Annotated in this window: 31 protein-coding genes; 21 read left to right on the forward strand and 10 right to left on the reverse strand. The window is 69.5% G+C overall.

The features are described 5' to 3' along the window. Window positions 1-13: 13 nt before the first annotated feature. From ID574_RS51125 to ID574_RS51140, 4 genes are all read left to right on the forward strand, one after another. Complete coding sequence (locus tag ID574_RS51125; protein WP_188196343.1) at window positions 14-331, forward strand: hypothetical protein; 318 nt, start codon at window positions 14-16, stop codon at window positions 329-331. Window positions 332-496: 165 nt separating this feature from the next. Beyond that, window positions 497-694 carry a DUF5999 family protein gene (locus tag ID574_RS51130; RefSeq protein WP_188196344.1) on the forward strand — a complete coding sequence of 66 codons (198 nt, stop codon included), beginning with the start codon at window positions 497-499 and terminating at the stop codon, window positions 692-694. Continuing rightward, the gene (locus ID574_RS51135) at window positions 691-1,107 is read left to right on the forward strand and encodes an ATP-binding protein (protein ID WP_188196345.1); all 417 of its coding nucleotides are present in this window, start codon (window positions 691-693) and stop codon (window positions 1,105-1,107) included. The genes ID574_RS51130 and ID574_RS51135 overlap by 4 nt, the downstream gene beginning before the upstream one ends. 248 nt (window positions 1,108-1,355) lie before the next feature. Next, window positions 1,356-3,704, forward strand: a complete 2,349-nt coding sequence (locus ID574_RS51140) for an ATP-binding protein (protein ID WP_188196346.1) — start codon at window positions 1,356-1,358, stop codon at window positions 3,702-3,704. Window positions 3,705-3,943: 239 nt separating this feature from the next. Here the strand turns inward: ID574_RS51140 and ID574_RS51145 are convergent, their stop codons facing one another. After that, window positions 3,944-4,381 carry a hypothetical protein gene (locus ID574_RS51145; protein ID WP_188196347.1) on the reverse strand — a complete coding sequence of 146 codons (438 nt, stop codon included), beginning with the start codon at window positions 4,379-4,381 and terminating at the stop codon, window positions 3,944-3,946. A 415-nt stretch (window positions 4,382-4,796) separates the two neighbouring features. On the opposite strand from ID574_RS51145, the gene ID574_RS51150 reads away from it, so the two are divergent. Next, window positions 4,797-5,048 (forward strand): helix-turn-helix domain-containing protein, encoded by a 252-nt coding sequence (locus ID574_RS51150; protein WP_188196348.1) that lies wholly within the window; start codon window positions 4,797-4,799, stop codon window positions 5,046-5,048. A gap of 410 nt (window positions 5,049-5,458) precedes the next feature. Here the strand turns inward: ID574_RS51150 and ID574_RS61050 are convergent, their stop codons facing one another. Together ID574_RS61050 and ID574_RS51160 are read right to left on the reverse strand one after the other, a co-directional pair. Further along, window positions 5,459-6,310 (reverse strand): sigma factor-like helix-turn-helix DNA-binding protein, encoded by an 852-nt coding sequence (locus ID574_RS61050; protein ID WP_223167937.1) that lies wholly within the window; start codon window positions 6,308-6,310, stop codon window positions 5,459-5,461. A gap of 351 nt (window positions 6,311-6,661) precedes the next feature. After that, window positions 6,662-7,600 carry an RNA polymerase sigma-70 factor gene (locus ID574_RS51160; protein ID WP_188196349.1) on the reverse strand — a complete coding sequence of 313 codons (939 nt, stop codon included), beginning with the start codon at window positions 7,598-7,600 and terminating at the stop codon, window positions 6,662-6,664. Window positions 7,601-7,812: 212 nt separating this feature from the next. Here ID574_RS51160 and ID574_RS51165 point away from each other — a divergent pair, with 212 nt between their 5' ends. The 5 genes from ID574_RS51165 to ID574_RS51185 all read left to right on the forward strand — a co-directional run bounded on the left by ID574_RS51165 (window position 7,813) and on the right by ID574_RS51185 (window position 11,565). Beyond that, on the forward strand, window positions 7,813-8,310 hold the full coding sequence (locus tag ID574_RS51165; RefSeq protein ID WP_188196350.1) for a carboxymuconolactone decarboxylase family protein: 498 nt from the start codon (window positions 7,813-7,815) through the stop codon (window positions 8,308-8,310). Between the two features lie 15 nt (window positions 8,311-8,325). Further along, the gene (locus ID574_RS51170) at window positions 8,326-9,084 is read left to right on the forward strand and encodes an SDR family oxidoreductase (RefSeq protein WP_188196351.1); all 759 of its coding nucleotides are present in this window, start codon (window positions 8,326-8,328) and stop codon (window positions 9,082-9,084) included. Window positions 9,085-9,237: 153 nt separating this feature from the next. Beyond that, entirely contained in the window at window positions 9,238-9,846 is a 609-nt protein-coding gene (locus ID574_RS51175) for a hydrolase (protein ID WP_188196352.1), read from the forward strand. A 20-nt stretch (window positions 9,847-9,866) separates the two neighbouring features. Then, window positions 9,867-11,051, forward strand: coding sequence for a cytochrome P450 (locus tag ID574_RS51180; protein ID WP_223167938.1), 1,185 nt, complete (start codon window positions 9,867-9,869; stop codon window positions 11,049-11,051). A gap of 88 nt (window positions 11,052-11,139) precedes the next feature. Then, on the forward strand, window positions 11,140-11,565 hold the full coding sequence (locus ID574_RS51185; protein WP_188196353.1) for a hypothetical protein: 426 nt from the start codon (window positions 11,140-11,142) through the stop codon (window positions 11,563-11,565). Between the two features lie 2 nt (window positions 11,566-11,567). Here the strand turns inward: ID574_RS51185 and ID574_RS51190 are convergent, their stop codons facing one another. Both ID574_RS51190 and ID574_RS51195 read right to left on the reverse strand, forming a co-directional pair. Next, a complete protein-coding gene (locus ID574_RS51190; protein ID WP_188196354.1) occupies window positions 11,568-11,720 on the reverse strand; it encodes a hypothetical protein in 153 nt (50 codons plus the stop codon). Between the two features lie 395 nt (window positions 11,721-12,115). Beyond that, window positions 12,116-13,069, reverse strand: coding sequence for a radical SAM protein (locus tag ID574_RS51195; protein WP_223167939.1), 954 nt, complete (start codon window positions 13,067-13,069; stop codon window positions 12,116-12,118). A 309-nt stretch (window positions 13,070-13,378) separates the two neighbouring features. Between ID574_RS51195 and ID574_RS51200 the strand changes: the two genes are divergently transcribed. The 5 genes from ID574_RS51200 to ID574_RS51220 are packed head-to-tail and all read left to right on the forward strand — an operon-like array spanning window position 13,379 to window position 15,636. Next, window positions 13,379-13,702 carry a DMT family transporter gene (locus tag ID574_RS51200; RefSeq protein ID WP_188196355.1) on the forward strand — a complete coding sequence of 108 codons (324 nt, stop codon included), beginning with the start codon at window positions 13,379-13,381 and terminating at the stop codon, window positions 13,700-13,702. Then, window positions 13,699-14,340: a TetR/AcrR family transcriptional regulator gene (locus ID574_RS61055; RefSeq protein WP_223167940.1), complete on the forward strand. Its 642-nt coding sequence runs from the start codon at window positions 13,699-13,701 to the stop codon at window positions 14,338-14,340. The genes ID574_RS51200 and ID574_RS61055 overlap by 4 nt, the downstream gene beginning before the upstream one ends. A 20-nt stretch (window positions 14,341-14,360) precedes the next feature. Next, window positions 14,361-14,915 carry a GNAT family N-acetyltransferase gene (locus ID574_RS51210; RefSeq protein ID WP_188196356.1) on the forward strand — a complete coding sequence of 185 codons (555 nt, stop codon included), beginning with the start codon at window positions 14,361-14,363 and terminating at the stop codon, window positions 14,913-14,915. Beyond that, complete coding sequence (locus tag ID574_RS51215) at window positions 14,912-15,208, forward strand: DUF952 domain-containing protein (protein ID WP_223167941.1); 297 nt, start codon at window positions 14,912-14,914, stop codon at window positions 15,206-15,208. The genes ID574_RS51210 and ID574_RS51215 overlap by 4 nt, the downstream gene beginning before the upstream one ends. 53 nt (window positions 15,209-15,261) lie before the next feature. Beyond that, window positions 15,262-15,636 carry a nuclear transport factor 2 family protein gene (locus ID574_RS51220; RefSeq protein WP_188196358.1) on the forward strand — a complete coding sequence of 125 codons (375 nt, stop codon included), beginning with the start codon at window positions 15,262-15,264 and terminating at the stop codon, window positions 15,634-15,636. A gap of 27 nt (window positions 15,637-15,663) precedes the next feature. On the opposite strand, the gene ID574_RS51225 is transcribed toward ID574_RS51220, so the two are convergent. Further along, on the reverse strand, window positions 15,664-15,891 hold the full coding sequence (locus ID574_RS51225) for a hypothetical protein (protein ID WP_188196359.1): 228 nt from the start codon (window positions 15,889-15,891) through the stop codon (window positions 15,664-15,666). Between the two features lie 424 nt (window positions 15,892-16,315). Between ID574_RS51225 and ID574_RS51230 the strand changes: the two genes are divergently transcribed. Next, window positions 16,316-16,570: a hypothetical protein gene (locus ID574_RS51230; RefSeq protein ID WP_188196360.1), complete on the forward strand. Its 255-nt coding sequence runs from the start codon at window positions 16,316-16,318 to the stop codon at window positions 16,568-16,570. 724 nt (window positions 16,571-17,294) lie between these two features. Here the strand turns inward: ID574_RS51230 and ID574_RS51235 are convergent. Further along, the gene (locus ID574_RS51235) at window positions 17,295-18,104 is read right to left on the reverse strand and encodes an SAM-dependent methyltransferase (protein WP_188196361.1); all 810 of its coding nucleotides are present in this window, start codon (window positions 18,102-18,104) and stop codon (window positions 17,295-17,297) included. A 252-nt stretch (window positions 18,105-18,356) separates the two neighbouring features. Here ID574_RS51235 and ID574_RS51240 point away from each other — a divergent pair, with 252 nt between their 5' ends. Genes ID574_RS51240 through ID574_RS51255 form a run of 4 tightly spaced genes read left to right on the forward strand, consistent with a single transcriptional unit; the run spans window position 18,357 to window position 21,253 of the window. Beyond that, on the forward strand, window positions 18,357-18,539 hold the full coding sequence (locus tag ID574_RS51240) for a hypothetical protein (RefSeq protein WP_188196362.1): 183 nt from the start codon (window positions 18,357-18,359) through the stop codon (window positions 18,537-18,539). Between the two features lie 26 nt (window positions 18,540-18,565). After that, the gene (locus ID574_RS51245; protein ID WP_188196363.1) at window positions 18,566-19,696 is read left to right on the forward strand and encodes a hypothetical protein; all 1,131 of its coding nucleotides are present in this window, start codon (window positions 18,566-18,568) and stop codon (window positions 19,694-19,696) included. Further along, complete coding sequence (locus tag ID574_RS51250; RefSeq protein WP_188196364.1) at window positions 19,683-20,450, forward strand: ABC transporter ATP-binding protein; 768 nt, start codon at window positions 19,683-19,685, stop codon at window positions 20,448-20,450. The genes ID574_RS51245 and ID574_RS51250 overlap by 14 nt, the downstream gene beginning before the upstream one ends. Then, window positions 20,447-21,253, forward strand: coding sequence for an ABC transporter permease (locus tag ID574_RS51255; protein ID WP_223167942.1), 807 nt, complete (start codon window positions 20,447-20,449; stop codon window positions 21,251-21,253). The genes ID574_RS51250 and ID574_RS51255 overlap by 4 nt, the downstream gene beginning before the upstream one ends. Window positions 21,254-21,283: 30 nt before the next feature. Here the strand turns inward: ID574_RS51255 and ID574_RS51260 are convergent, their stop codons facing one another. The 3 genes from ID574_RS51260 to ID574_RS51270 all read right to left on the reverse strand — a co-directional run bounded on the left by ID574_RS51260 (window position 21,284) and on the right by ID574_RS51270 (window position 23,143). After that, window positions 21,284-22,189 (reverse strand): helix-turn-helix domain-containing protein, encoded by a 906-nt coding sequence (locus ID574_RS51260; RefSeq protein WP_188196365.1) that lies wholly within the window; start codon window positions 22,187-22,189, stop codon window positions 21,284-21,286. 224 nt (window positions 22,190-22,413) lie between these two features. Then, window positions 22,414-22,653, reverse strand: coding sequence for a DUF397 domain-containing protein (locus tag ID574_RS51265; protein ID WP_188196366.1), 240 nt, complete (start codon window positions 22,651-22,653; stop codon window positions 22,414-22,416). A 199-nt stretch (window positions 22,654-22,852) separates the two neighbouring features. Then, the gene (locus ID574_RS51270) at window positions 22,853-23,143 is read right to left on the reverse strand and encodes a hypothetical protein (RefSeq protein ID WP_188196411.1); all 291 of its coding nucleotides are present in this window, start codon (window positions 23,141-23,143) and stop codon (window positions 22,853-22,855) included. A gap of 747 nt (window positions 23,144-23,890) precedes the next feature. On the opposite strand from ID574_RS51270, the gene ID574_RS51275 reads away from it, so the two are divergent. Further along, window positions 23,891-24,337, forward strand: coding sequence for a hypothetical protein (locus ID574_RS51275; protein ID WP_188196367.1), 447 nt, complete (start codon window positions 23,891-23,893; stop codon window positions 24,335-24,337). Window positions 24,338-24,639: the final 302 nt, after the last annotated feature.

Here is a 24,639-nt window from a genome sequence, read left to right on the forward strand (position 1 = left end):
GGTGCCGCGGGAGTTGTGGCGGTGGCATCTGCTGCTGCCGGCGGTGCGGGCGTCGGAGGCGGGGGCGCTGGAGCGGGCGCGGGAGGCGGTGCGGGCGTCGGGGGCGGCGGTGGACCGGGTGCAGGTGGTGACGTTCATGGAGGGGGAGTGCGTGGAGCTGGTGCACGAGGGGCCGTTCAGTGAGGAGCAGGTGTCGCTGAAGGTGATGGAGGAGTTCATGGCGGGGCGTGGGCGGGTGGCGAACGGGTTGCATCATGAGGTGTATCTGACGGCGCTGGACGATCCGTGTCCGCGGACGGTGTTGCGGCGGCCGGTGCGGGCGGCCCTGTGAGGGGCTTGGGGTTCATCCCGGGGCGGGGTGGGCCGCTACCTACGTAGAAGACATAGGTACCTATATGGGGATTTTTCACCTCTTTCTTGGGGTGGTGGCGGAGGCACTCTGATGCTGTGACCCGCGAAGGGCGGGGAACACCGACGATCACAAGGGGTCGGAGTCATGTGCCAGCATCTGCCTCCCTGTCCGCCGGCCGACGCCGTCGGCCGCGAGGCCGCCCGCCTGGTGGCCTACCACCCCGAGCAGGGATGGGGCCTGCTGTGCAACGGGGTGGTCTTCTTCGACGACACCGGCGAGCTGCTGCCCGACGGCCGCAGCGTCGTCCCGGGGCCGCCCGCGCTCGCCAGGGCCGCCGCGTGAGCGTCGCGGCCGTTCCCCCACCGGCCGGGCTGAGGGTGTCGTGGACGTTCACGCCCGAGCCCCTGTCGGTGCCGCGCGCCCGTCACGCCCTGCGGGCGCAGCTGGCCGACTGGGACCTGCGCCACGCCGCCGACTCCGCCGAACTGCTGGTGAGCGAACTGGTCACGAACGCGATCGCGCACGCGCGCGGCCTGGTGCACCTCAGCGTGTCGGCCGCCGCCGGGCTGCTGCGCTGCGAGGTCGAGGACGCCTGCGCCCGCCTGCCGTGCCGGCGCCGGGCCGGCGGCGACGACGAGGGTTTGCGGGGCCTGCACCTGGTGGTGGCGCTGTCGTCCGGCTGGGGCAGCACCCGCACCGGCCGCGGCAAGGCGGTGTGGTTCGAGCTGCCGGCGACCTGCGCCGTGGACGCGTGAGATTCCCCTGCTCACGCGCCCCTGCGGCGCCGGCGGGCCGCGCGGGCGTGGCGCGGGCCACCCCTCCGGGCCCGCGCCGCGCCCGCCCTTCCCAGGTCAAGCCGGGGTCGCGGCGGCGTCATGCGAAGCAAAAATCTTCCTGTGGGTTTTTGACGCGAACGTCCCCAGATAACGGCCGGGACATAACCTGGGGGCGACGACGGGGCCGCGGCGTCATGGTGACCCGGCCCGCCGTCGCGCGAGGCACCATGACAACGGTGACGACCAGCTCCTCCCGGGGGCAGCTCGAGGGCGGCCTGCCGGCCGAGGTGACGAGCTTCGTAGGGCGTCGGCAGGAGGTGGCCGAGGTCAGGCAACTGCTGTCCGCCTCCAGGGCGGTCACGCTGACCGGCGTCGGCGGGGTCGGCAAGACCCGCCTGGCGCTGCGCGTCGGCCAGGAGGTGCGCCGCGCCTTCCGTGACGGCGTCTGGCTGGTCGAGCTGGCCGCGCTGGAAAGCCCCGGCATGCTGGCCGAGACGGTCGCCGAGGCCCTGCAGATCCGCGACCACAGCGCCGCGCCGCCGCTGAAGGTGCTGACCGACCACCTGCGCGACAAGCAGGCGCTGGTCATTCTCGACAACTGCGAGCACCTGGTCGGCGAATGCGCGGTGCTGGCCGACACGCTGCTGCGCGCCGCACCCGACCTGCGCATCCTGGCCACCAGCCGGCACGTGCTCGGCATCGCCAGCGAGCACGTGGTCCCGGTGCCGACCCTGCCGGTGCCCGACGGCGACACCGCCCGGCCGCTGGAGGCGCTTCAGCAGGCGGACGCGGTGCAGCTGTTCACCGAGCGCGCCCGCGCCGTGGTGCCCTCCTTCGCCGTCACCGAGGACAACCGCGACGTCGTCACCGCCATCATCGGCCGCCTCGACGGCCTGCCGCTGGGCATCGAGCTGGCCGCGGTGCGGCTGCGCGCCCTGTCGGCCCGGCAGCTGCTGGACCGTCTCGACGACCGCTTCCGCCTGCTGACCGGTGGGTCGCGGTCGGTGCTGCCGCGCCACCAGACGCTGCGCGCCCTGATCGACTGGAGTCACGCCCTATGTTCGGAGGAGGAACGGCTGCTATGGCATCGAGCCTCGGTGTTCGCCGGGAGCCTGGACCTGGAGGGGGCCGAGACGGTCTGCTCCGGGACCGGCATCGACCGCGAGGACGTCCTCGACCTGGTGATCGGCCTGGTGGACAAGTCCGTGCTGATTCGAGAAGACCACCCGGACGGCGTCCGCTACCGGATGCTGGAAACGCTGCGCCAGTACGGCCGCGAGCGGTTGTCCGCCCGCGGCGAGGAGTCGCAGCTGCGGCGGCGGCATCGCGCTTATTATCGCGATCTGGCCGCCCGCGCCCGTGCGGAGATGTTCGGGCCCGCACAGGTGGCCTGGTTCACGCGACTGCAGCAGGAGCACGCCAACCTGCGCCTGGCCCTGGACGGCTGCTTCGCGACGCCCGCGGACGCGCGCACCGGGCTGAGCATGGCCACCGACCTGCTGTATCACTGGATCACCAGTTATTACCTGGGTGAGGGACGCGGCTGGCTGGAGCGGGGGCTGGCCGCCGCCACCTCACCGGACGACGTACGCGGCCGCGCGCTGTGGGCCGACGCCTGGCTGGCGGTCATCCAGGCGGACGTGCCCGCCGCGGCCGCCCGGCTGCACGAGTGCCGCGGCATCGGCGAGCGGCTGGGCGACGAGTCGATCCTCGGCTACGCGGACCTGTTCTCCGGCATGATCGCCATGTGGGAGGGCCGCACCGGCGACGCCATCGGATGCTACGAACGGGCGCTGGCCCGCCACCGCCGCACCGGGGACCCGGTGGGGCTGGCGCTGTCGCTCATCCGCATGTCGCTGGCGCGTTCCTTCCTGGGCCAGTCGGGGCCGGCCATCGCCGCGGCCGAGGAGTGCCTGGCGGTGTGCGACGCCCACGGGGAGGGCTGGCACAAGGCGTACACGATGATGGCGCTGGGCGTCGAGGTGTGGCGTCAGGGCGACCTGGAGCGGGCCACGGAGCTGGAGCGGCAGAGCCTGGAGTTCAATCGCTCGCTCGGCGACTGCCTCGGCGTCGGCATCACCACCGAGGTGCTGGCCTGGATCGCCGCGGCGCAGGGGCACTACGAGCGGGCGGCCCGCCTGCTGGGCATCCTGCGCACGCTGTGGGCGTGCGCAGGGGCGCCGCTGTCGGGGTACGGGCATCTGGCCGGCTACCACGACGAGTGCGAGGCCCGCACGCGTGAGGCGCTGGGGGAGGCGGCCTTCGCCACGGCCGTGCGGCGGGGCGAGCGGCTGAGCCACGACGAGGCCCTCGCCTACGCGCTGCAGGAGGAGCCGCCCTGCCCGGAGGCCAGGCAGGAGAGCAAGGAGGAGCGGGCGCCGCTGACCCGCCGCGAGCGGGAGATCGCACAGCTGGTCGCCCGGGGCCTGACGAACAAGGAGATCGCGGCGTCGCTGGTGATCGCCCAGCGGACCGCGGAGGGCCACATCGAGCACATCATGACCAAGCTGGGCTTCAACTCCCGGGCGCAGATCGCGGTCTGGGTCGGCGAGCAGGCCCGCGGTGGCGAGCCGTAGAGGCTGCCGGGCACCGGTTCCGGTCTACTGCGGGGCACAGGGGCCGGAACCGGCCATGTCGCAGAAGGCCGCAGCGGGTCGCAGGAGGGTCGTAGGGGAGGGGCGGGGGCGTCAGTACGGCAGGCGCCGTCCCGACGGGGTCCGCAGGTCGGCCTCGTGGCCGCCGGTGCGCGGCTTCTTGGCCGGGCGGATCTGGATCCTGCGCACAGTCGGTGACTCCTTCGATCGGCGTGGGGCGTTCAGATGTGGGGCCGGACGCGGAGCTCGAACCAGACGACGGTGCCGGCGGCGCCCCAGCAGCAGGCAAGCTCCTCCAGCGGCGTGAGGTCGCGCTCTTCCACGTCGTGGCCGTGCCGCTGCTCGTCGACCTCGCAGCGCAGCAGGTCGTCCTCGGCCGACAGCGTCACCTTGATCTTCTCGGCGCCGTGGCGCAGCGCCTCGCCGACCAGGTGCGCGGCCAGCAGCTGCGCGGGGCCGGCCTGGGTGTCGAGCTGCCAGGCCGACAGGCGGGCCGTGACAAGCCGGCGCGCGGTGGGCACGGCCGAGGGCCGCGCCGACAACGTCCAGGACACCGTGCGTTCCTGGCCGGTCCATCCTGTGCGGATCGCCAGGTCGTTGCCCATGGCGAGGAGCCCGTTCCAGGATGGGAGCCGCCAGGCGGACGGTTGCCGCGGCATGTCGGCTTGGGAGGGTTGAGTCTGACACATGGCTCCCACGTCGATCCTTTCCCCCGGTGGTGTGAGCACGTGTCCAGCATGTGTGACGCTCCTCACGCAACAAGACGGGACAAACCCCTATATCGGTACGTAGATGGCATACGTACGTAGTGCCTCCGTACAGGAAAACAGGGGGAATCCCGGGAGAGATGGCGCGCGACCGCCGGCCGGTCTGCCGCCGGCTGCCTGACCGGCGCCCACCTCAAGACCGCCCTCCCCGCCTCAGGTCGCACACCCCGCCACTGCCTGGCCGTCCCGACCCCGGGGCCGCTCAACCAGGAGGCCGATCAACCAGTCGGCTGAAGATCACGATGACGGACCGCTCTGCGAGCAGATAACAATACCGGTATTGGAATACCAGGGATAGAATGAGGCCATGGTGCGACCTCCGCTGACCCCCGAAGAGCGGCTCCGCGGCGAGCAGCTCGGCCACATGCTGCGGCAAGCCCGCGGCGAACGCAGCATCGTCGAGGTCGCCGCCGCGGCCGGCATGTCCGCCGAGACCCTCCGCAAGATCGAGACCGGCCGGATCGCCACACCCGCGTTCTTCACGATCGCGGCCCTGGCCGACGTGCTCGGCATCTCCCTCGACCAGCTCGCCGTCCGCTCCACCCCCGCCCCCACCTGACCACCCCGACGGCCCACTCCCCAGGGCAGGCATGTGGGCCGGGGGCAGCGGGCACGTGGCGCCGGAGCTCATCGCACAGGAGGTATGCGCTTGTGCCGAGCGCTGCCTCACGGATACCACAACCGCTCTCCAGGTCGAAGCGGCGCAGGAACGCCTGCCAGAGCCGGTCGACATCCTGCTCGCCGGCGTCGGTGCCTGACCACCACAGCCACAGGGTGGTCGACCTGGAGCCGGATGACCGTGCCTTCGATGATGGGCCAGGTCGCCGGGTAGTCCCGCCAGGCGGCTCGGTGGGTCAGGGTGGGTGCAGTCGATCCCACGCCATCGCGGTCGCGCTGCCGTACCGGGTGGTGTCGGTGATGGTTGTCGCGTGGGGGTGGCCCAGGCCCAAGACCTCCACAATGTGGAGATTACGCCTTTTCGAGCCGACTGGTCAGCGTAAGCAGTACCAGCGGGATCACGACGGCCGCCGTGAGTGCGGTCAGCAACGGCACGCGCTCGCCGGGCGTGAGATGGTGCAGCAACTGGATGTGGATCGCCAGGTGCGGCGCGGCGAACGCCAGGTACACGGCGAGTGCCGTACGGGCCATGCTCCGCCGTACGATGAAGACGCTCACGCCCAGCACCACCGACGTGGCCAGGCTCATCGCGCCGTAGTCCATCATCAGATGCGCGTTGTAGGGCATGCGCATCCCCACCCAGGGAATGTCGAAGAACGAGCGGGGGAACAACAGCGCCCAGCTCCCCACGGCGAACTGCGCCACGGCGACGCCGACCAGCTCCTCGCCGTCCCGGGCCAGCAGCCCCAGTGCACCGTTCACCTCCGTAGCCGACAGCCTCACCCCCTGACCGGCGATGCTCAACGAGCCCACCAGGTAGCGCGCCACCTGGGAGACGCCGGAGATGGGCCGCCGGGCAGCGCCGACCCTGCCGCCACCGTCCACCCACACGGTCACGTCCTCGGCCAGCACCTTCTCCAACCCCGGTAGGTCCCCCTGTTCCGCGGCTGCCAGGAAGCTCTCCACCAGGTCGCGGGGATAGGCCTGGTCCACCCGGCGATCGGAGTCGCCACGCGCCTCGGCCAGGCGCCGGCGAGCTCGGGTGTACAGCTGCCGGGAGTTCGCCTCCGACGAGTCGATGACCTCGGCCACCTCCCGATGGCTGTAGTCGAAGGCTTCTCGCAGGACGAACACCGTCCGATAGGCCAACCCGAACAGCTTCGAGCGGTGCCGCTCGAACTCCTCAACCGCATCAACTGTCACGCCCACCAGCCTCTCAGGCCGCCTTGCGGGGCTTTGCGGGCCCGGTCGCCTGGATGGCATGAGCGGCGTCGCTCGCCCTGCGGCAGTGATCGGGGACGCGCTGAGCAAGTCGTGCGGTTCATTGAATTGAGCGGAGCCGCGCGGCGGCGTGGAATCCGAAGCTCCGTGATCCTGACCTCCAACCGCGCCCCGGACGCACTGGTATCCGCTCTTCCCCAACCTGGTCGTGGGCCGAGCGGACGGGTGCCGGTTCGGGCCGGCCGGGGAACGCGACGACGGACACCGGCCGCGACCGTGCGCGAAGATCTGCGCCTCCAGGATTCCTCGGGTGACAGATCTACTGACCGGTTCTCAGCGGCTCACGGCGGTCTGCTGTTCAATACGCGACAGCTTCTCTGGATTGCGCACGTGGTAGGCGCCGGTGACGTAGCCGTTCTCCACTCGCACCGCCACCACGCCGTCGATCTCGCCGTTGACTCGGACGAGCAGCCCCGGGCCGCCATTGATCTGCACCAGCTCGACCGACCTTTCCGCGTCGCGTTTCCACCAGCCGACGGCCAGCAAGCGAGCAACGTTGTCAGCCCCCACAATGGGCCGCAGCAGGGCATGCTTGACACCGCCGCCGTCGCTCAGGGCGACGACGTCCGGCGCGAGGATGTCGAGCAGGCTCTGCAGCTCGCCGGTTTCGACCGCTCGCTGGAAAGCCTGGAGGGCGGCTCGGTGCTCGGCCGGGGAGCCGGTGCCGCGGGGCCGGCGCGCGGCGACGTGTGCCCGTGCCCGATAGGCGATCTGACGGACCGCGGCCGGGCTCTTGTCGACGGCCTCTGCGATCTCGTCGTAGTCCAGATCGAAGACCTCGCGCAGGACGAACACCGCCCGCTCAATCGGCTGGAGCGTCTCCAGCACCAGCAGCATCGCCATCGAGACACTGTCGGCCAACTCCACGTCCTCGGCCACATCAGGCGCGGTCAGCAACGGCTCGGGCAGCCACGGCCCGACGTAGGACTCCTTACGCCGGCCGAGCGCACGCAGCCGGTCCAGCGCCTGTCGGGTGACGATCCGCACCAGGTAGGCACGCTCCTCCCGCACGGTGTCGAGATCGACGTCCACCCATCGCAGCCAGGTCTCCTGCAGGACGTCTTCGGCGTCGGCGGCGGAGCCGAGCATCTCGTAGGCGACGGTGAACAGCAGGTTGCGATGGGCGACGAACGCCTCGGTGGCGGGGTCCACGCGGTCGGCACGGTCGAGCGGTCCCGGTGTGTCCGTTGTTCGCTCGCCGCGCTCACTCATGCCTGGCCCCTGCCTGTCCGCACTCAGCTCTACCACACGCACCAGACGCCGCTCCGGACCGTTTTGTAACAGCTGCGATCGGTGATCCAGGTCACATGACAGCGCTGTTACGAGGGGCGGGTGGCCGGCGTCTGGTGTTCGTCAGGACGCCGTGCGAACGATCCGTACGGCGCGACACCACGAACCCGAGTGTGAGAAGGGAAGCCCCCGCCATGTCTGCACCCACGACGACCGACCTCCGGTCGCGCATGCCCAACCCCCTGCCGTTCGTCCCCGAGATGGCAGGAATCGCCGAAGGCTTGCACAAGGTCATCAAGAACGGCTCGATCCCGCAGGTCACAGTCCACCTGCTGCAGCTGCGCGCCGGGCAGCTGCTCGGCAGCACGTACTTCACCATCAGGGAAACCGGCAACCTCCGCCAGGCAGGGGAATCAGAGGAGCGCATCACCGCCGTGGCGACCTGGCGGGACGCCACCTACTTCACCGACGCCGAACGGGTCGCGCTGGAGCTGGTGGAGGCAGTCCTGTCCCCGAACCCGTCCGGGGAGCGCGTTCCCGACGAGCTGTACGCCAGGGCGTCCGCGCACTACGACGACAAGGCGCTCTGGACGCTCATCATGGCGATCGCCCACATCGGCTTCTTCACCCCCGCCGCTCTCATCGCCAAGCCGATCCCCGGCATGCCCCCCGGCCAGAACTACAGCGAGTAAGAAGAGGCCTAAAGCATGAGCATCACCAAGTTCGCGGTGGCGGGAGCGACCGGGCGGCTGGGCCGCCACGTCGTCGACGTCCTGGCTGAGAGGGGACACCAGGTCGTCCGGATGTCCCGAGCCACCGGCGTGGACATCATCACCGGTGAGGGCCTGGCCGAGGCGCTCACCGAGGTGGATGTCATCATCGACGTCGCCTCGTGGCACGCCTCCGAGCAGGAGGGGGCGACGGAGTTCTTCCGCACGTCGGCCCGCAATCTGCACGAGTACGGTCAGAAGGCCGGAGTCGCTCAGATAGCCGTGGCGTCCATCATCGGCGTCGACAAGGCCACCGCCGGTTTCCTCGCCGCCAAGAAGGTGCACGAGGAACTCCTGCTGTCCGGGCCGCTCCCTGTCCGCATTCTGCGGGCCGCGCAGTTCCACGAGTTCGTCGGTCAGCTTCTGGACTGGCGGCAGGGCGACGTCGCCCACATCCCGGCCCTGCCCACCCAGCTCGTGGCCTGCCGCGCCCTGGCCGAGGAACTGGTCGGACTGGCCCTCGACCCCGGCGAGCCGGCTCCAGGAACGCCGATCTGCGAGATCGCCGGACCCCGAAAGGAGATCTTGGCGGAGGCGGCCGCACTCCTCGGCGCCCGCCGAGGCATCAAGGTCGTCGGTGTTGACGGCTCGGGCATGCCGGATGCCGAGATCGCCGCCGAGGGCGGGTTCCTGCCGAGCCCGCACGCCAAGCTCGCCGGCCCGACCTTCCAGGAGTGGCTCGACACCCAACCCTGAGCCGGCCCTATGACCGCGGCCTGGCCTTGTTCTCTGAGCTCCACGGCACTGAGCTCCGAGAACAAGGCTTCCTCCGAACCTCGCTCGCCAGCGGCGTTCGGGGCTCAGTTCGACGCCTGAACCCATCACCGCATCCCGGAAAGGGGCTCAGTCATGCCCGTCACCACGATCGACACAACGACCGCACTCGTCCTGATCGACCTGCAGAACGCCATCGTCGGCCGCCCCGCGACCCCTTACACCGGCGCCGAGGTGGTGGCCCGTGCGGTCGAACTGGCTGACGCCTTTCGCGACCACAGCGCTCCGATCGTCCTGGTCCGGGTCACGGCCCGCGCGGACGGCTCGGATGCCGTTCCAGGACGCACCGAGATTCCGCGCCCACCTGGCCCCCTGCCCGCGGACTGGGACGTCATCGTCGATGACCTGACCGGCCACCCCGGCGACATCACCGTGACCAAGCGCGCCTGGGGCGCCTTCTACGGCACCGACCTCGACCTGCAGCTGCGCCGCCGCGGCGTCACACAGGTCGTTCTGGCCGGGATCGCCACCAGCATCGGCGTGGAGTCCACCGCCCGCGCCGCCTACGAGCACGGCTACAACGTCACGCTGGCGACCGACGCCATGACCGATCTGAACGCGCAGGCGCATCGCAACAGCATCGAACGGATCTTCCCACTGCTCGGCGAGAGCGCTACCACCGCCGAGATCATCGACCTGTTGGCCAAGACCCGCGCCGGACGATCCCACACGATCACCAGGTGAATGGACAGATGATGACGCAAATGCCGGAATTGCCGCTGCACATGCGGCGGAACGGGTTCAACCCAGTTGAGGAGCTGGCCCGGGCCCGCGACGGCGAGGGTCTGCTCCGGGTCGATACGCCGTTCGGCTCGCCCGCGTACCTCGTCTGCCGCCACGAGGACGTTCGCCAGGTACTGTCGGATCCCGCCCGGTTCAGCAGTGCCCTGACGCCGTTCCCGGGATCCGGGCAGATGAACGCCGACGAGCTGGCCAGGATGCAGGCCGGGCAACTGATCGGGTTCGACCCGCCCGAGCACACGCGGTTGCGCCGGATGCTCACCCCCGAGTTCACACTGCGGCGGATGCGCAGGCTGGAGCCGCGGATCACTGCGATCGTCCAGACGGCTCTGGACGATCTGGAGCGGGCCGGTAAGCCGGCCGACCTGGTGGCGCACTTCGCGCTGCCGGTGCCGTCGCTGGTGATCTGCGAGCTGCTGGGCGTGCCGCAGGCCGACCGCGCCGAGTTCCACGAGCGCGCCGTGCGCCTGCTGGACACCTCCCTGCCGATGGAGCAGCGCGTCGCGGCACAGCGGGAGGACCGCGCCTACATGGCCGGCCTGGTGGCCCGCGCCGAGGCCGACCCGGGCCAGGACATGCTGGGCATGCTGGTACGCGAGCACGGCCACGATCTCAGCACCGACGAGCTGATCGGCATCGCGGGACTGCTGCTGCTGGCCGGGCACGAGACCACCTCGAACATGCTCGCCCTGGGCACCCTGGCCCTGCTCCGGCACCCAGACCAGCTCGCCATGATCCGCCAGGATCCGGCCCAGGTCGAGCCCGCCATCGAGGAGCTGTTGCGCTGGCTGTCCGTCGTGCAGTCGCTGCCGCCGCGCACGACCACCACAGACGTGGAGATCGCCGGGGATGTCATCCCCGCAGGCTCGCTCGTGATCCTTTCGCTTCCTGCCGCCAACCGCGACCCTGCCTTCATCGACAATCCCGACACCCTCGACATCACCCGGGGAGCCGCCGGCCACGTCGCCTTCGGCCACGGCGTGCACCACTGCCTCGGGGCGCCGCTGGCCCGGATGGAGATGCGCATCGCCTTCCCGGCCCTGCTCCAGCGCTTCCCCGGCCTCGCCCTGGCCGATACGTACGAGCAGGTGGACTTCCGGGTCTTCAGCCTCGTGTACGGCTTGCGCACGCTGCGGGTGACCTGGTGAACGGACGCCCCTGAGAGCTGACACGCCCGCAACCAGGAGCAGATCGTCCCCTTCCCCCCAAGCCAAACGACCACCAAGGAGTGATCCCATGTCATCGTCGGCCAAGCTGCCCTTTCCGGCTCACGCGGGGCACGCCCCGCCTCCCCGGTTCTTCGGCATGATGAAGGCGACAACGCTGCTCCTGGCCGCCGCCCTGCTGATGCAGGCGATCACCGCTGGGCAGCTCTTGTCGAACGAGGGCGGCCGCCAGTGGCACGACGCCACGGGCGGCGCCGTCTCTGTCGCGCTGGTCCTCCAGGTCATCGCCGCGCTCCTGGTGTGGCGGGTGGGCCACGGATCAGCGCGATACCTGGTCATCAGCGCGTCAATGGTGCTGTTGACCGGCGTTCAGTTCGTGGTCGGGGCCAGCGGCGACGTCGCCATCCACGTGCCCCTTGGCGTGGTGCTGTTCGGCGCGGGCGCCGTCCTGGCGGCGCAGGTATGGTCGACCCGCCCGGCCCGCACCGCCGACTGAACTCAGAGCCCAACCTGCTCATCAACGAGGCGGCGCGCACCTGCCAGGCGCGGCTCGGCCAGATCGAGCTGCGCAGGCAGCGCCGCGTCCAACCCGGCCAGATCAATCATGTTGTCTTGATGGCGGGTGTTCCACTTACCGCTGTCAGCTGTCACGTCGGTGACGCTATGCCTCCCGGTGGCCCCTCGTTGCCGCTCTACCGAGGCGCTATGTTTTCACCGACGCCAGCTGCGCCCAGTACGCGGACGTCTCATCCCGCTACACCGACGCATTCCCTAGCGCCGCCTCACACGAGATCGAACTTCTCCAGCCCCGTCACCACGTGAGCGACGAAGAAGATCACAGCTTCATCAACCCACCCCCTCACCCATTCAAGATCATCCCTACGTGGGTGTTCGGCTTATGTGGGCCGACCCCAGCAGGACCCGTTCCCGGTGAGGTGGTGACCGGCGACGTGTTCACCACCCGATTGTTGACAGGGTGATCGAACCGGGGCCGGCGCGCGAGCCCGCTCCCCAGGGGGCGAACACCGGGCGGGGGTGCGGGATCGTCAGACCAGCGCCAGCTGCGACACCCGCGGCTCGCGCCGCAGCGGCTCACCCGGGCCGCAGGGCATCCCGTACACCTGGCACAGCTGAGCGATCTGCCCCGTGATGCGCTGCTCATAACCGGGGGAGGGCAGCCCCGAACGGTCGTACAGCTCCTCGTAGCGGGCCACCAGCTGCGGATGCGCACGCTCCAGCCACTCCAGATACCACGCCCGCGTGCCCGGCGGCAGCCGCAGCACCACCGGCTCCACCGCCCGCGCCCCCGCACCCGCGATCCGCCGCACCGTCGCCGCCAGCTGATCGGCCGCGTCGCTCAGCAACGGCAGCACCGGCGCCATCAGCACCCGGCAGTCCACCCCCGCCTCCACCAGCGCCGACACCAGCTCCAGCCGGGCCTGCGCCGACGGCGCGCCGGGCTCGACCGCCCGCCGGATCCGCTCGTCGACGAACGCGATCGACACCGCCACCCGCGCCCCCGCCCGCGCCAGCAGCCCGGCATCGCGCAGCACCAGCGCGCTCTTGGTGTAGACGGTGAACGGCACCCCGGCCTCCGCCAGCGCCCCGATCAGCCCCGGCATCAGCCGGTAGGTCTCCTCGGCCGCCTGATAGCAGTCGCCGCTGACGCCCACCGCCAGCTCCTCGCCGCCCCAGCGCGCCAGATCCGCCCGCAGCCGCGCCACCGCGTTCGGCTTGACCACGATCCGGGTGTCGAAATCACGCCCGGCGTCCAGGCCGAGCCGCCGATGCCCCGCACGGGCGCCGCAACCGCGGCAGGCATGGGCGCAACCACGGTAGGGGGAGACGGCCCACCGCTGGGCGATGCCCGCGGCCTGCGGCACCCGCTCGATCATCGTGCGGGCCTGCGTCTCGTAGAAGCCGTCGCGCACCACCGCACGCCGCTCGATCAGCGGTCGCTCGTCGGCGGCGTCGACAAGCGGAAGCGCGTCCCAACCCACACGATCCAGTGGAACACGTATTCGACTCGCTTTTCAAGCGGTTCCCGCAGGCCCGTCAGTGAACGTTCCGTCCAGAACCCTACAAAGCGGCCATCGAGGCCCCCGCGCCCAACCCCGCCGGCCCACGTCGGATCGCCCGCCCCGGGCCCGCCGATCGGCGGCCGGCGGGCACAGCGGCGGCGGGGGAGAGGCCGGACTCACCGCCACCCCGCGGTGCCCGCGACGGACAGCCCCGCCCTCCCTGACCGCCGCCCCGCCACACGATAAACTGGCACACTCGTACCACTTTCACCCCCCGGGGGGACACCCATGGCCTGGCTCCTGCTCGCCCTCGCCATCACCTCAGAGGTCCTGGCCACCTCCGCGCTCAAACTCAGCAACGGCTTCACCCACCTCGGCTGGACCCTCGTCGTCGCCGCCGGCTACATCACCTCCTTCACCCTCCTGGCCCAAGCCCTCAAACTCCACCTCGACATGGGCACCGCCTACGCCATCTGGTCCGGCGCCGGCACCGCCGCCATCGCCCTCATCGGCGCCGCCTTCATGGGCGAGACCCTCACCCCCCTCAAGATCGGCGGTATCCTCCTCATCATCGGAGGCGTCGTCGTCCTCAACCTCGCAGGTGGCCATTGAACCCGCACCAGCACCAGCCCCACCCGCCGGCCCACCACACCGCCACCCAGGCAGGCACCCAGGCAGGCACCCAGGCAGGCACCCAGGCGGGCACCCAGGCGGGCACCCAGGCCCGCGGCCGCCGCCGCCGCGCCACCCTCCTGGCCGCCGCCGTCGCCCTGCTCACCGAAGGCGGATTCGCCGCCGTCACCCACCGCGCCGTCGCCCAGCGCGCCCACCTGCCCCTGGCCGCCACCACCTACTACTTCGCCTCCCGCGACCAGCTCCTGGCCGAAGCCTTCGCCCAGCTCGTCGAAACCGAACTGGACACCACCCGCGCCTGGATCGCCGACCACGGCCTGACCGCCCTGCCCGACCAGCTCGCCACCGCCGACCGCACCCGCCAGCTCGGCCTGTGGGAGCTGTACGTCCACGCCGGCCGCGACCCCGTCCTGCAGCAGATCGCCCACCGCTGGACCGACGGCTGCATCCGCCTCGTCGCCGACACCCTCCACCTGCCCCACACCGACCCCCGCGCCCGCCTCCTCTACACCACCCTCGCCACACTCTGGCTCGAACACGTCGTCGAACAACGCCCCCTCGACGAAACCCGCACCCTGCTCACCCTCGCCATGGAAAACGCATTGCGCCCCCCGTGACCCCTCCCTACACTGCCTGCGTGCTCCAACCCCGCTACCCGATCACCACCCCCCGCCTCACCCTGCGGCCCTTCACCCCCGACGACCTCGACGCCGTCAACTCCTACGAATCACGCCCCGACGTCACCCGCTACCTCTACTGGGAACCCCGCGACCGCGACACCTCCCGCACCTTCCTCGACAAGAAGATCACCCGCACCGCGCTCCGCGACGAAGGCGACGCCCTCGACCTCGCCGTCACCCTGCGCGACACCGGCCACCTCATCGGCTCGGCCCTGCTCATGTGGACCAGCAAAGAGCACCGCCAAGGCGAGATCGGCTACATCCTCCACCCCGACCACCACGGCCACGGCTACGCCCCCGAAGCCGCCCGCGAAATGCTCCGCCTCGGCTTCGCCGACCTCCGCCTCCACCGCATCACCGGCCGCCTCGACGCCCGCAACACCGCCTCCGCCCGCGTCCTGGAAAAACTCCGCATGCGCCGCGAAGCCACCCTCATCGAGAACGAATTCGTCAAAGGCGAATGGGTCAGCGAAGCCGTCTACGCCATCCTCGACCGCGAATGGGCGCCATGACCATCCACCACCTCGCCCTGGCCGCCGACTGGCACGCCGCCCAGCACACGGGGGAGTACCGCATCTCCACCCTCGGCCGCACCCTCGACGACGAAGGCTTCATCCACTGCAGCCGCGACCTCACCCAACTCCACGACGTCCACACCCGCTACTACCACGCCGTGACCGCACCGCTGCTCATCCTCGACATCGACCCCACCGGCCTCGACGTCCGCACCGAGAACGGCTACCCCCACCTGTACGGGCCACTGCCCGTCACCGCGGTCACCGCCGTCCACCCCTACACCCGCTGAACCCCACCCCGGCGCCGGAGGAGCACCCCCACCCAGCCCCCACAATGGTCGCCATGGACACCCGAACGGCCGCCCAGCGCTTCGCCGACACCTGGCAGCACGGCTGGACCCACCACGACATCGCCGCCATCACAGCCCTCTACCACGCCGACGCCGTCCACACCAGCATGCCGTTCCGCCCCCCGCACCACGGCAAAGACGCCATCGCCGACTACATCGCCTGGTCGTTCACCGGCGAAAGCGACCCCCGCGTCACCTTCACCACACCCATCGTCGACGGCGACCAGGCCGCCATCGAATTCCGCGTCCACGCCCTCGACAACGGCCGCCCCATCACCCTGGCCGGCTGCGTCTTCGCCCGCTTCGACACCGACGGGCTCGCCGTGGAAACCCGCGACTACTGGCACACCGCCGACGGCCACCAATAAAAAAAAGCCCCTTCGAGGGGGGAGCGGTCAGCGCACCACCCGCAGCGCCGGCCCAGCCGGACGCCCACCGGCCACAGCCGCCTGCCTCGGCACCGGCGCCGCCTCCGGCTGCACCACCGGCTGAGGACGCGTCATCTGCTGCGTCTGCTCGGCCGCCTCAGCACGCCGCTCGGCGCACCCGCCGGAGCAGTACCCGTTGGTCACGATCAACCGCCCACGCAGCGGCGTGTAGGCCTCCTTACCCGACGCAGGCAAAACTCCCTGACACACCGGGCATAGCACCGACTGGGTCCCCACGTGCTGCTCCTCTCGCGGCGCGAATAGCAGGAGCTCCACCCTAAGTCCACACACCCGGGCAAGGACAGCGAATCAACACAACGTCAAAACCGCCGTCAAGCCGCCGCCGGCGATGACGGCGGCCGCGCGGGAAGCGGCCGGAGGCGACGAAAGCGCCGCTCAGTGCACCGATCCCGGCACCCGCCCCGCCCGGCGGATCCGGCCCGGCCGGGTCGGTGGTGTGAGGAAAAACTCTCCCGCCGGCCCCGCCAGGCTCACCGGCCCCAGGCGCCCAGGGGAGCGGCCCGCCGTGTCCGAACCCGGACTACTTGACATAATGGTCATTATCAAGCAACGAGACACGTCCCGCATAAACGCGTCTTTCCAGGGAAGACGCACCACCATGTCCGCCCTGGAGATCACGACCCCGAGCATCATCGCACTCACGGCGGTCATCACCTCCGCCATCATCTGGCTGATCATCCTCGCCGCGCGCCTGACCCAGCGTCCGCGCAACCGTCCCAACCCCAGCATCGACCTCGTCGATCAGGCTCGTGAGCTCAAGGCGCTCGGCCAGATCCAGGAAGCCGTCTTCCTCGTCCGCGGTGAGACCGGCATGAGCCAGCGCGCGGCGGCGCGGTTCGTGAACCGCCTGTGAGAAGGTTCAATACCGGCATTTAGTGCTATACCGGACAGAAGGTGGATTCTGTTCGGTATAGCACTAGCGCCGGACGCGCTCATCTGCCTGCCCAGGACCGGGGTTGCTGGTCCGGGGGGTCCCGCTCTTCAGCGCCGGGAGTCGGCGACTGAACGTCACCGACGATTGGCCGGTCTGCCCTGTCGGCGGCAAGGGCCTCTCCCTCATCCCTGAGCGGTGACTGAGCCCTGTCCGCCTGAGAGGTTCTGCGCATGGGCGGGTTGGGCCTCCCCCGCGTGGCCAGGACGTGCGCCTGGATGAGGTGTCCCCCGGTGTACGGCGTACACCACGGTGAGGGCGGCGGCCCCGCAACGCTTGCGAGGAAGGGCTCCGCGGTGGCCGCCGCCGCTGTCGTGTCTGCGGCCCGGATATCGGGCTGACGCCTTGCGGCGGGGCTGCCCGGTTCGGCGGTCGCTGTAGTGCCGTGGTGGGCCGGCCTGGCGGTTGTCGGCAGCGGTGCTGCGCTGTCGTGGGGTTTCTGCGGATGCGGCCGGACTGCCGGCTGCTGGAGGGTGTGGTCTCGTTCGTGCTCGTGCGAGCACCGCAGCCGCGGGGGCTTGCGGGTGGGTTGCGCGGCCGCGAGCTGAGTGGGGTGTGGTGGATGCTCCCCGGTGCGGCTGGGCGACGCCGCCGGATCCGGGGTTTCTGTGCGTGCCGGGGAGGCGTTTGGTCGGCTTACGGCTTACTACGGCTTTCGGCCGACTCCGCAGAATCCGTCCACCTGGGGAGCGTCGTGGATGTCGGGCCGCCATCGTGTGGTGGACACGATGCCGGGTGGGATGATCTCCAGGCCGTTGAAGAAATGTTCGATCTGTTCGGGGGTGCGAATTTTGATCTTGGGTTTGCCGTGCTCGTTCCAGTGCCGCACTTCTTCCTGCTTGACTTCGGGTTTGATGACTGCGGTGATGTGCACGAGCGCCAGGTGGCTGCCGGAGGGTACGGCTTGGATGAGTCGGCGGATGATCGCGGATGCCTCGTCGTCGGACTGGATGAAGTGGACGATGCCCAGCAGCATGATCGCGATCGGTTGGGTGAAGTCCAGTGTCCGGGCGGCCTCCGTCAAGATGGTTTCGGGGTCGTGGAGGTCGGCCTCGATGTAGTCGGTTCTTCCCTGGGGTGTGCCGCGGAGGAGGACTTTGGCGTGGGCGAGGACGACCGGGTCGTTGTCCACGTAGACGACTCTGCTCTCGGGGGCGAGTTCTTGGGCGATCTCGTGGGTGTTGCCTGCCGTGGGCAGGCCGGTGCCGATGTCGAGGAATTGCCGGATGCCTGCCTCTGCTACCAGGTGTCGTACGGATCTGCGGAGAAATGCGCGGTCTTCCCGGGCTGTTAAAACGATGTCGGGATTGATGGCGCTTATTTGGTCGCCGACTTCGCGGTCTACTTCGTAGTTGTCCTTGCCGCCGAGCCAGTAGTTCCAGATTCGCGCCGAGTGGGACACGGTGGTGTCGATTGTCGGCGGCCGCTGGCCGGCTGCGGTGGAGTTGTCTGTCATGGGGATATATCTCCTGGCTTGGGCGTTGCGTCGGGGCTGCACTCAGCATAGGGTCACGTGCCGGCGTGAGCCCACGGTGTGATCATGACGGTTGGGTGTGATGTTACGGATTGGTGCGCATGTGCCATCGCGAAAGCATCCCATGGCCGGACAAATCGCCCGATGGGGAGAACTTCGCTCGTGCGGGCCGTTTCCTGCCCAGCAGGTGCGTCGAACAAATGCTTGCATCCGAGCGCGTCGATGGAGGCTGCCATGCGCACAACAAAGCATGATATTTTCCCGAAAAATACGCAGGCCCGAGATGTGGCGTTTGTCAACGCGGCAGGATGCAACGTGGAAGCGGCCGGCACGGCTGTCCTGCTATTACGCAATCGTCACACCATGAAGGGGATGACATCATGCGCATGCGCCGGTCACGGCATGCGGGAAACCTGACGAGCACAGCAGCGGCCATCGTCGGATTGCTTCTTTCGGTCGGCGCATGCACCAGCGCACAGCAGGGGTCGCAGCCCGCCGCGGCGGCGAACCCGGCCGATCCCACGGATTTGCGTGGCGTCTGCCCGGCCACCATCGTGGTGCAGACCCAGTGGACGCCGCACATCACCGTGGAAGGCGGCATGTATCACCTGCTGGGCGCCGACCCCGTCATCGACGCCGACGCCAAGCGCGTGACCGCCCCGCTGGTCGTCCGCGGCCGGGACACCGGCGTCGAACTGGAGTTGCGCGCAGGCGGCCCGGCGATCGGCTTCACCCAGCCGTCCGCGCAGATGTATGCCGACACCAGCATCCACCTCGGCGTGCTGGGCGGCCTCGACGAGGGCATCCAGGTGTCGGCCACCCAGCCGACCCTCGCCGTGATGGCACTGGTGGAGATCCATCCCCAGATCATCCTGTGGGACCCCGCCACCTATCCGGGCTTCACCACGATCAAGGACATCGGCCGGACGGACACCAAGGTGCTCTACTTCGGCGGCAACACCTACATGGAATATCTGGTGGGGGCGGGGCTGCTCAAACGCAGTCAGGTGGACGGCTCCTACGACGGATCCCCGTCGCATTTCGTCGCCGCCGGCGGCAAGGCGGCCGTGGCCGGGTACGCCAACGCCGAGCCGTACATCTACGAAAAGGACGTCAAACAGTGGGGCAAGCCGGTGAAGTACCAGCTCGTGTACGACGCCGGCTATCCGAATTACGGCCCTCCGCTGGTGATCCGCCCGGCCGACAAGGACAAGCTCGCGCCCTGCCTGCGCAAACTCGTTCCCATCCTCCAGCAGGCGCAGGTGGACGTGCTGGCTCAGCCGGGCCCGGCGATCGATCTCACCTTGCGTCTCAACCAGGCCTACAAGGTCGCCACGCAGTACACCAGGGAGAGCTCCGAGTTCTCGGTCCGTCAGATGAAGGCGCTCAAGCTCAGCAGCAACGGGCCCGATTCCACCGTCGGCAACTTCGACACCGCCCGTGTCCAGCGCCTGATCGACATCACCAAGCCGATCTTCGCCGCGCAGAAGAAGCCGGTGAGGGACGGCCTGCAGCCCGCCGTCATGGTCACCAACGAGTTCGTCGACCCCAAGATCGGTTATGGCGGCGGCTGAACCGGCCGAGGTCGCGGCGGCCGGCTCGACGCTGTCGTTCGCCGGCGCGGGCAAACGCTACGACGACGGCACCCAGGCGTTGTGCGCCGTCGACGTGGACGTCGCTCCTGGGCAGTTCGTCACGGTGGTCGGCCCCTCCGGATGCGGCAAGAGCACGCTGCTGCGCCTGGCTGCCGGGCTGACCGAGGCCACGGAGGGTTCGGTGCACCGGGCGGCGGCGTCTGTGGGCTACGTCTTCCAAGATCCCACGCTGCTGCCGTGGCGGAGCGTGCGCTCCAATGTCGAGCTGTTCGGTGAGTTGCGTGGGCTGTCCAGGCAGGAGCGGCGGCGGCGCGCGGACGAGGCGATAAGCCTGGTGGGTCTGGCGGACTTCGCGCACGCGCGGCCGCGTACCCTGTCGGGCGGGATGCGGATGCGGGTGTCGCTGGCTCGGGCGCTCACCCTGCGACCGGATCTTCTCCTGCTCGATGAGCCGTTCGGGGCGCTGGACGAGATCACGCGGGAGCGGCTCAACGACGAGCTGCTGCGGTTGTTCGCCGTGCGCCGTTTCGCTGCGCTGTTCGTCACTCACTCGGTGTCCGAGGCGGTCTTCCTCGCGACGCGGATCATCGTACTGTCGGACCGGCCTGGACGTGTTCTCGGTGTGTTCGACGTGCCGTTCCCGTACCCGCGCCCGCCCGGGCTGCGTTTCAGCGGAGAGTTCACGCATCTCGCGGCCCAGGTGTCGGCCTGTCTGAAGGGAGCGGCAGCGTGAGAACCGGGCGGGCCGGCGCCAGGTGGCCGCGGTGGGTGCCGCCGCTGATCGTCTTTGCTCTTGTGGTCGCGGCGTGGTATGCCATGTCGTATCTGGCGTTGGCGCCGGAGCGGCGGTTCCTGCTTCCTCCGCCGGACGCCGTGGTGCGTGTGGGGTTCTTCGACTCAGGCAACCGGGCCGAACTGCTGGACGGCTTGCTGCTGTCCGCTCAGGTCGCGCTGTCGGGGCTCACGATCGCAGCGGTGACCGGCATCGTGTGCGGCGTCGCCATGGCTCAGGCGAGCTGGCTGGAGCGGTCGCTGAACCCGTACTTCGTGGTCTTGCAGACCATTCCCATTCTTGCGCTGGTGCCCCTGTTCGGGTTCTGGTTCGGGTTCGGGTTCTTCACCCGGGTCATCGTGTGTGTGCTGATCTCGTTGTTTCCCATCGTGGCGAACACGCTGTTCGGGCTGCGGTCGGTGGATGAGTCGTTCCACGACCTGTTCACCCTGCAGCAGTCGGGGCGGTGGTCTCGGCTGTGGAAACTGCAGCTGCCCGCGGCGCTGCCTCATATCCTCACGGGGCTGCGCATCTCGGCCGGCTTGTCGGTGATCGGCGCCGTGGTCGGGGATTTCTTCTTCCGGCAGGGCCGGCCCGGCATCGGGACGCTCATCGACCTGTACCGGTCCCGGCTGCAGTCCGAGCAGCTGTTCGCAGCGGTCGGCCTGGCGTCGCTGCTCGGACTCGCGGTGTTCGTGGTGTTCGGGTTTGTGGCTCGGAGGGTGACGAGCTGGCACACCTCTGCCCGGGACTCGTTGCCGTGATCCTGCGGGGTTGAGGTGACGGGTGTCCGGTCAGAGCTGTTTGAGGATGCCGTTGAGGATCGCGGGAGTCGCCTCAGGCGGTTCGGCTTGAATGCTCAGCGTGTTCATCACGACGGTGTAGTCGTCGAGGTCGGAGCGTTTGTCCAGGTAAAAGGCGCTGGTGAGCTGCTCCAGGTAGACCACGTCGGGCAGGTCCGGGGCGTCGAAGCGCAAGATGGTGAAGGGGCCGCCGGCCGCGGCGTGCCCGCCGATGGCGAAGGGGACGATCTGCAACGTGACGTTGGGCAGTTCGCACATGCGGAGCAGATGTTTCACCTGGGCGCGTTGGACGTCTCGGCCGCCCCACGGCCGGGTGAGCACGGCCTCGTCGGCGATGGCCCACAACGTGGGCGCGTCTTTTCTGGTCAGCAGTTGCTGCCGGCGCATCCGCATCGCCACCCGCCGGTCGAGGTCGTCGGGGTCTCTGTGGCCGTGCCACAGCCCGACGATCGCTCGGGCGTAGTCTTCGCATTGAAGAAGGCCGTGCACGAACTGCACTTCGTAGCTGCGGATCGTTCTGGCGGCCTCCTCCAGGCCGATGTACGCCTCGAACCAGCTGGGCAGCAGGTCGCTGTATTGATGCCACCACCCTGGTGTGCTGGCCTGGCGGGCCAGCTCCAGCATCTTCTCGCGTTCCCCGGCGTCGGTGATGCCGTACAAGGTGAGCAGGTCGGCCACGTCGCGTTGTTTGAACGGGCTGCGTCCCAGCTCCATGCGGCTGATCTTGGAGTGGCTGGCGCGGATGACGTACGCGGCCTGTTCGCCGGTGATGCCTTTGGCTTCGCGCAGGCGGCGCAGCTGCGAACCCACCATTATCCGTAATACGGTTGGGCCGCCCCGGCCGCCGCGCGCAACCTCGCCGAGGTCAGAGTCTCTGTCTGGTCGTGCAACTGTCATGGGGGTTCCCTTTGCCGGCGAGGCGCTCGTTGTTCCGTTGTCTACTGTTTCATGACGGTCGACATGATGTAACGGCATTATCGTTGATGTGATCGTTCGCCGGTTGCGGACAGCACGAAATCGCCGTCCCTGGGAAGGGGACTGCTCATGTTCCCGCCTCCCCCGATGCGGGATTCAGTCGCCGGCCGTTGGATGAGAACGGTCCGGGGGGCTTGCGGTCGCGATCAGAGGATCAGGTCGTCGAACTCGCCGTCTTTGGCGCCGAGTATGAGCGCCCGGATCTCGCCGCGGGTGTAGATGAGCGCGTGCCCGTCCGGGTGGCGCGAGTTGCGTACGGCGATCTGGCCGTTGTGAAGGTCTGCCAGCTCCACGCAGCTGCCGTTCGGGTTGCTGTGCCGGCTCTTGCGCCAGGTGACACCACTCAACCCCGAAGCGGACATGCCGTTGTAAACAGGAGATTGCATCACCTTTCTCCTTTTTAGGTCGTGTTGACCGAACTTGACAAATGCGCTCAAAGTGCCGACATGAATCATGCACGTGCATATGCACTTCTTTCCTGATGTACGTGCAGAGTGCTTGCACAGGAAAATACTGATCGGAAAGGATATGTCTGGCAAGCACCACGCTCTCCCCCACCAACGAGCAGAACCCGGGAGACGGGGCCTAGTGCATCGCCCGGCTGGAGCGCGCGAGCGCCGGCGAGTCGACGTCGGCCCCATCGCATCCGCCCCCGCGGCGTGGCGCATCGTCCACCGGTGCGCAGCGGCCGTCCCGCGCCCAGGGGATCAGGTCCTGTTGCGCCGCTCGTGGGCCGCGGGCGAGGATGAGGTGGGCGCTGGCCGTCCAGGTGTAGGCGCGGTCGCCCAGCCCTTCCCCGGTGCGGGCGTCGAAGTTCTCCGCGAATCCCGGCGTCGCGGCCCAGCACTGGGCCGAGATCCTGCACCCGCCGCTCACCGCCGCCGACGGTCCCCGCCGGCGAGCTGGGAGCCCACGCCGTCGAGCTGCTCATCCAGCGCATCGCCGACCCGGAGACCCCGCACCGCCACCTCCTGGTCGCCCCGCCGATCTCGCTGCGCGGCACCACCGGGCCCGCCCGGCCACGCGCCTGACCCTCCGGGCGCATATCCCAGGCTTCGGGGAGACCGGCATGGCCGGGACATGAGGCGACGTGTCGCACGCGTCCGCGGGCTCTCCACGCGTACGCCGGGAGCCGTCCATGTTGTAGTCGAATCGATTCGACCTCTTCCCGCACACTCCCCGAACGGGAAAGGCGCATGGCTGAACCCTCGTCCCGGCGGGCGCGAGGTTGGTGGCGGGTCAGCCCCGGCGGACGGGGAGGATCACGGCGGGCGGGTGCTGCGGGTCGTGGTAGACCTGCCGGTCGGCGGTGCGGAGGGTGGTGGCGGTGGCGCGGGGCTCGTCGGCGCCGGTGAGGCTGATCAGGCCGTCGCAGACGTCGGTCGAGCGGCCGTCGGCGCCGACGCCGCAGAGTCGGACAGAGCCTGCCCGGTACGTTCCTGTCCGACGCCCTGGCCCGGGACGTCGCGACCGCCATCGCCGCCGAGGCCGGCCTGCGCCCGACGGCCGAGGAGCTGTGCCGGTGCGGATCCGGAGGAACTCGCCGCGGCCGGCCAGGCGCCGGCTTCGAAGATGCGCCGGTACGAGGACCGCTGGGGCTCCTTTCGCGCGGACCCTCTCCCCTTGTTCTGTCCCGTCGTCGGCGGCGAGGTGCTGCCGGTCACGCCCCGGGAGGGACTGGCGCGCGGCGCGGGACGGGACGTGGAGCTGATCATGGGCTGTAACCGTGACGAGTGGCGCACGTTCTTCCTCTTCGGCAGCCTGTCCGGCACCCTCACCGAGGAGCAGGCGGCACAGGCGCTGTGGCACCTCGGCCCCGGCCAGGACGGCGAGCGGGCCTGCTGCGAAGCGTTCCTGGACGTGTCCGCCGAGGACCTGCACGACACCGTCCGTCACCGCCTACCCCGGGGAGACCTCCCGCCGCCCGCGGCAGGACCACCCCTTCGACACGATTCCCCTCCAGACCGCCTGACGCCGATTGCCTGGGGCGGCACGCGGCCCCGGCGGCGGCGGAGCTTCACCGCCCGAATGGCCTTCGGAGAGTGGCGCCGTGCCACCGGTCGCGTGTGATCGGCCCGCCGTGTACCCGGTGTCAGGCAGGGCTGACGTGCGAGGCGCCGGCCTCGCCGGCGGGTGTGTGACGGGGCGGGTTTCGGGCGATGGGGCTGCTCCCCGCTCCCCCGCGCCGGAGGAATCTTTGGAGGGATTTTTCGGGCAAAGCATGTCAATTAGGTCTAGTCCGGGCGGGTTTTTGCGCTGTTCTGTCAGCAGTGGTATGCGTTTCGTGTCAGCATGCATGCATGTATGGGTCTTATGGGACTGCCGTAAATGGCGGTGGCCGGTGGGATCGGCCCGCCGCGGCGGGCTAGTGC

This window comes from Nonomuraea sp. SYSU D8015, assembly GCF_008065375.1.
Taxonomy (GTDB): Bacteria; Actinomycetota; Actinomycetes; order Streptosporangiales; family Streptosporangiaceae; genus Nonomuraea.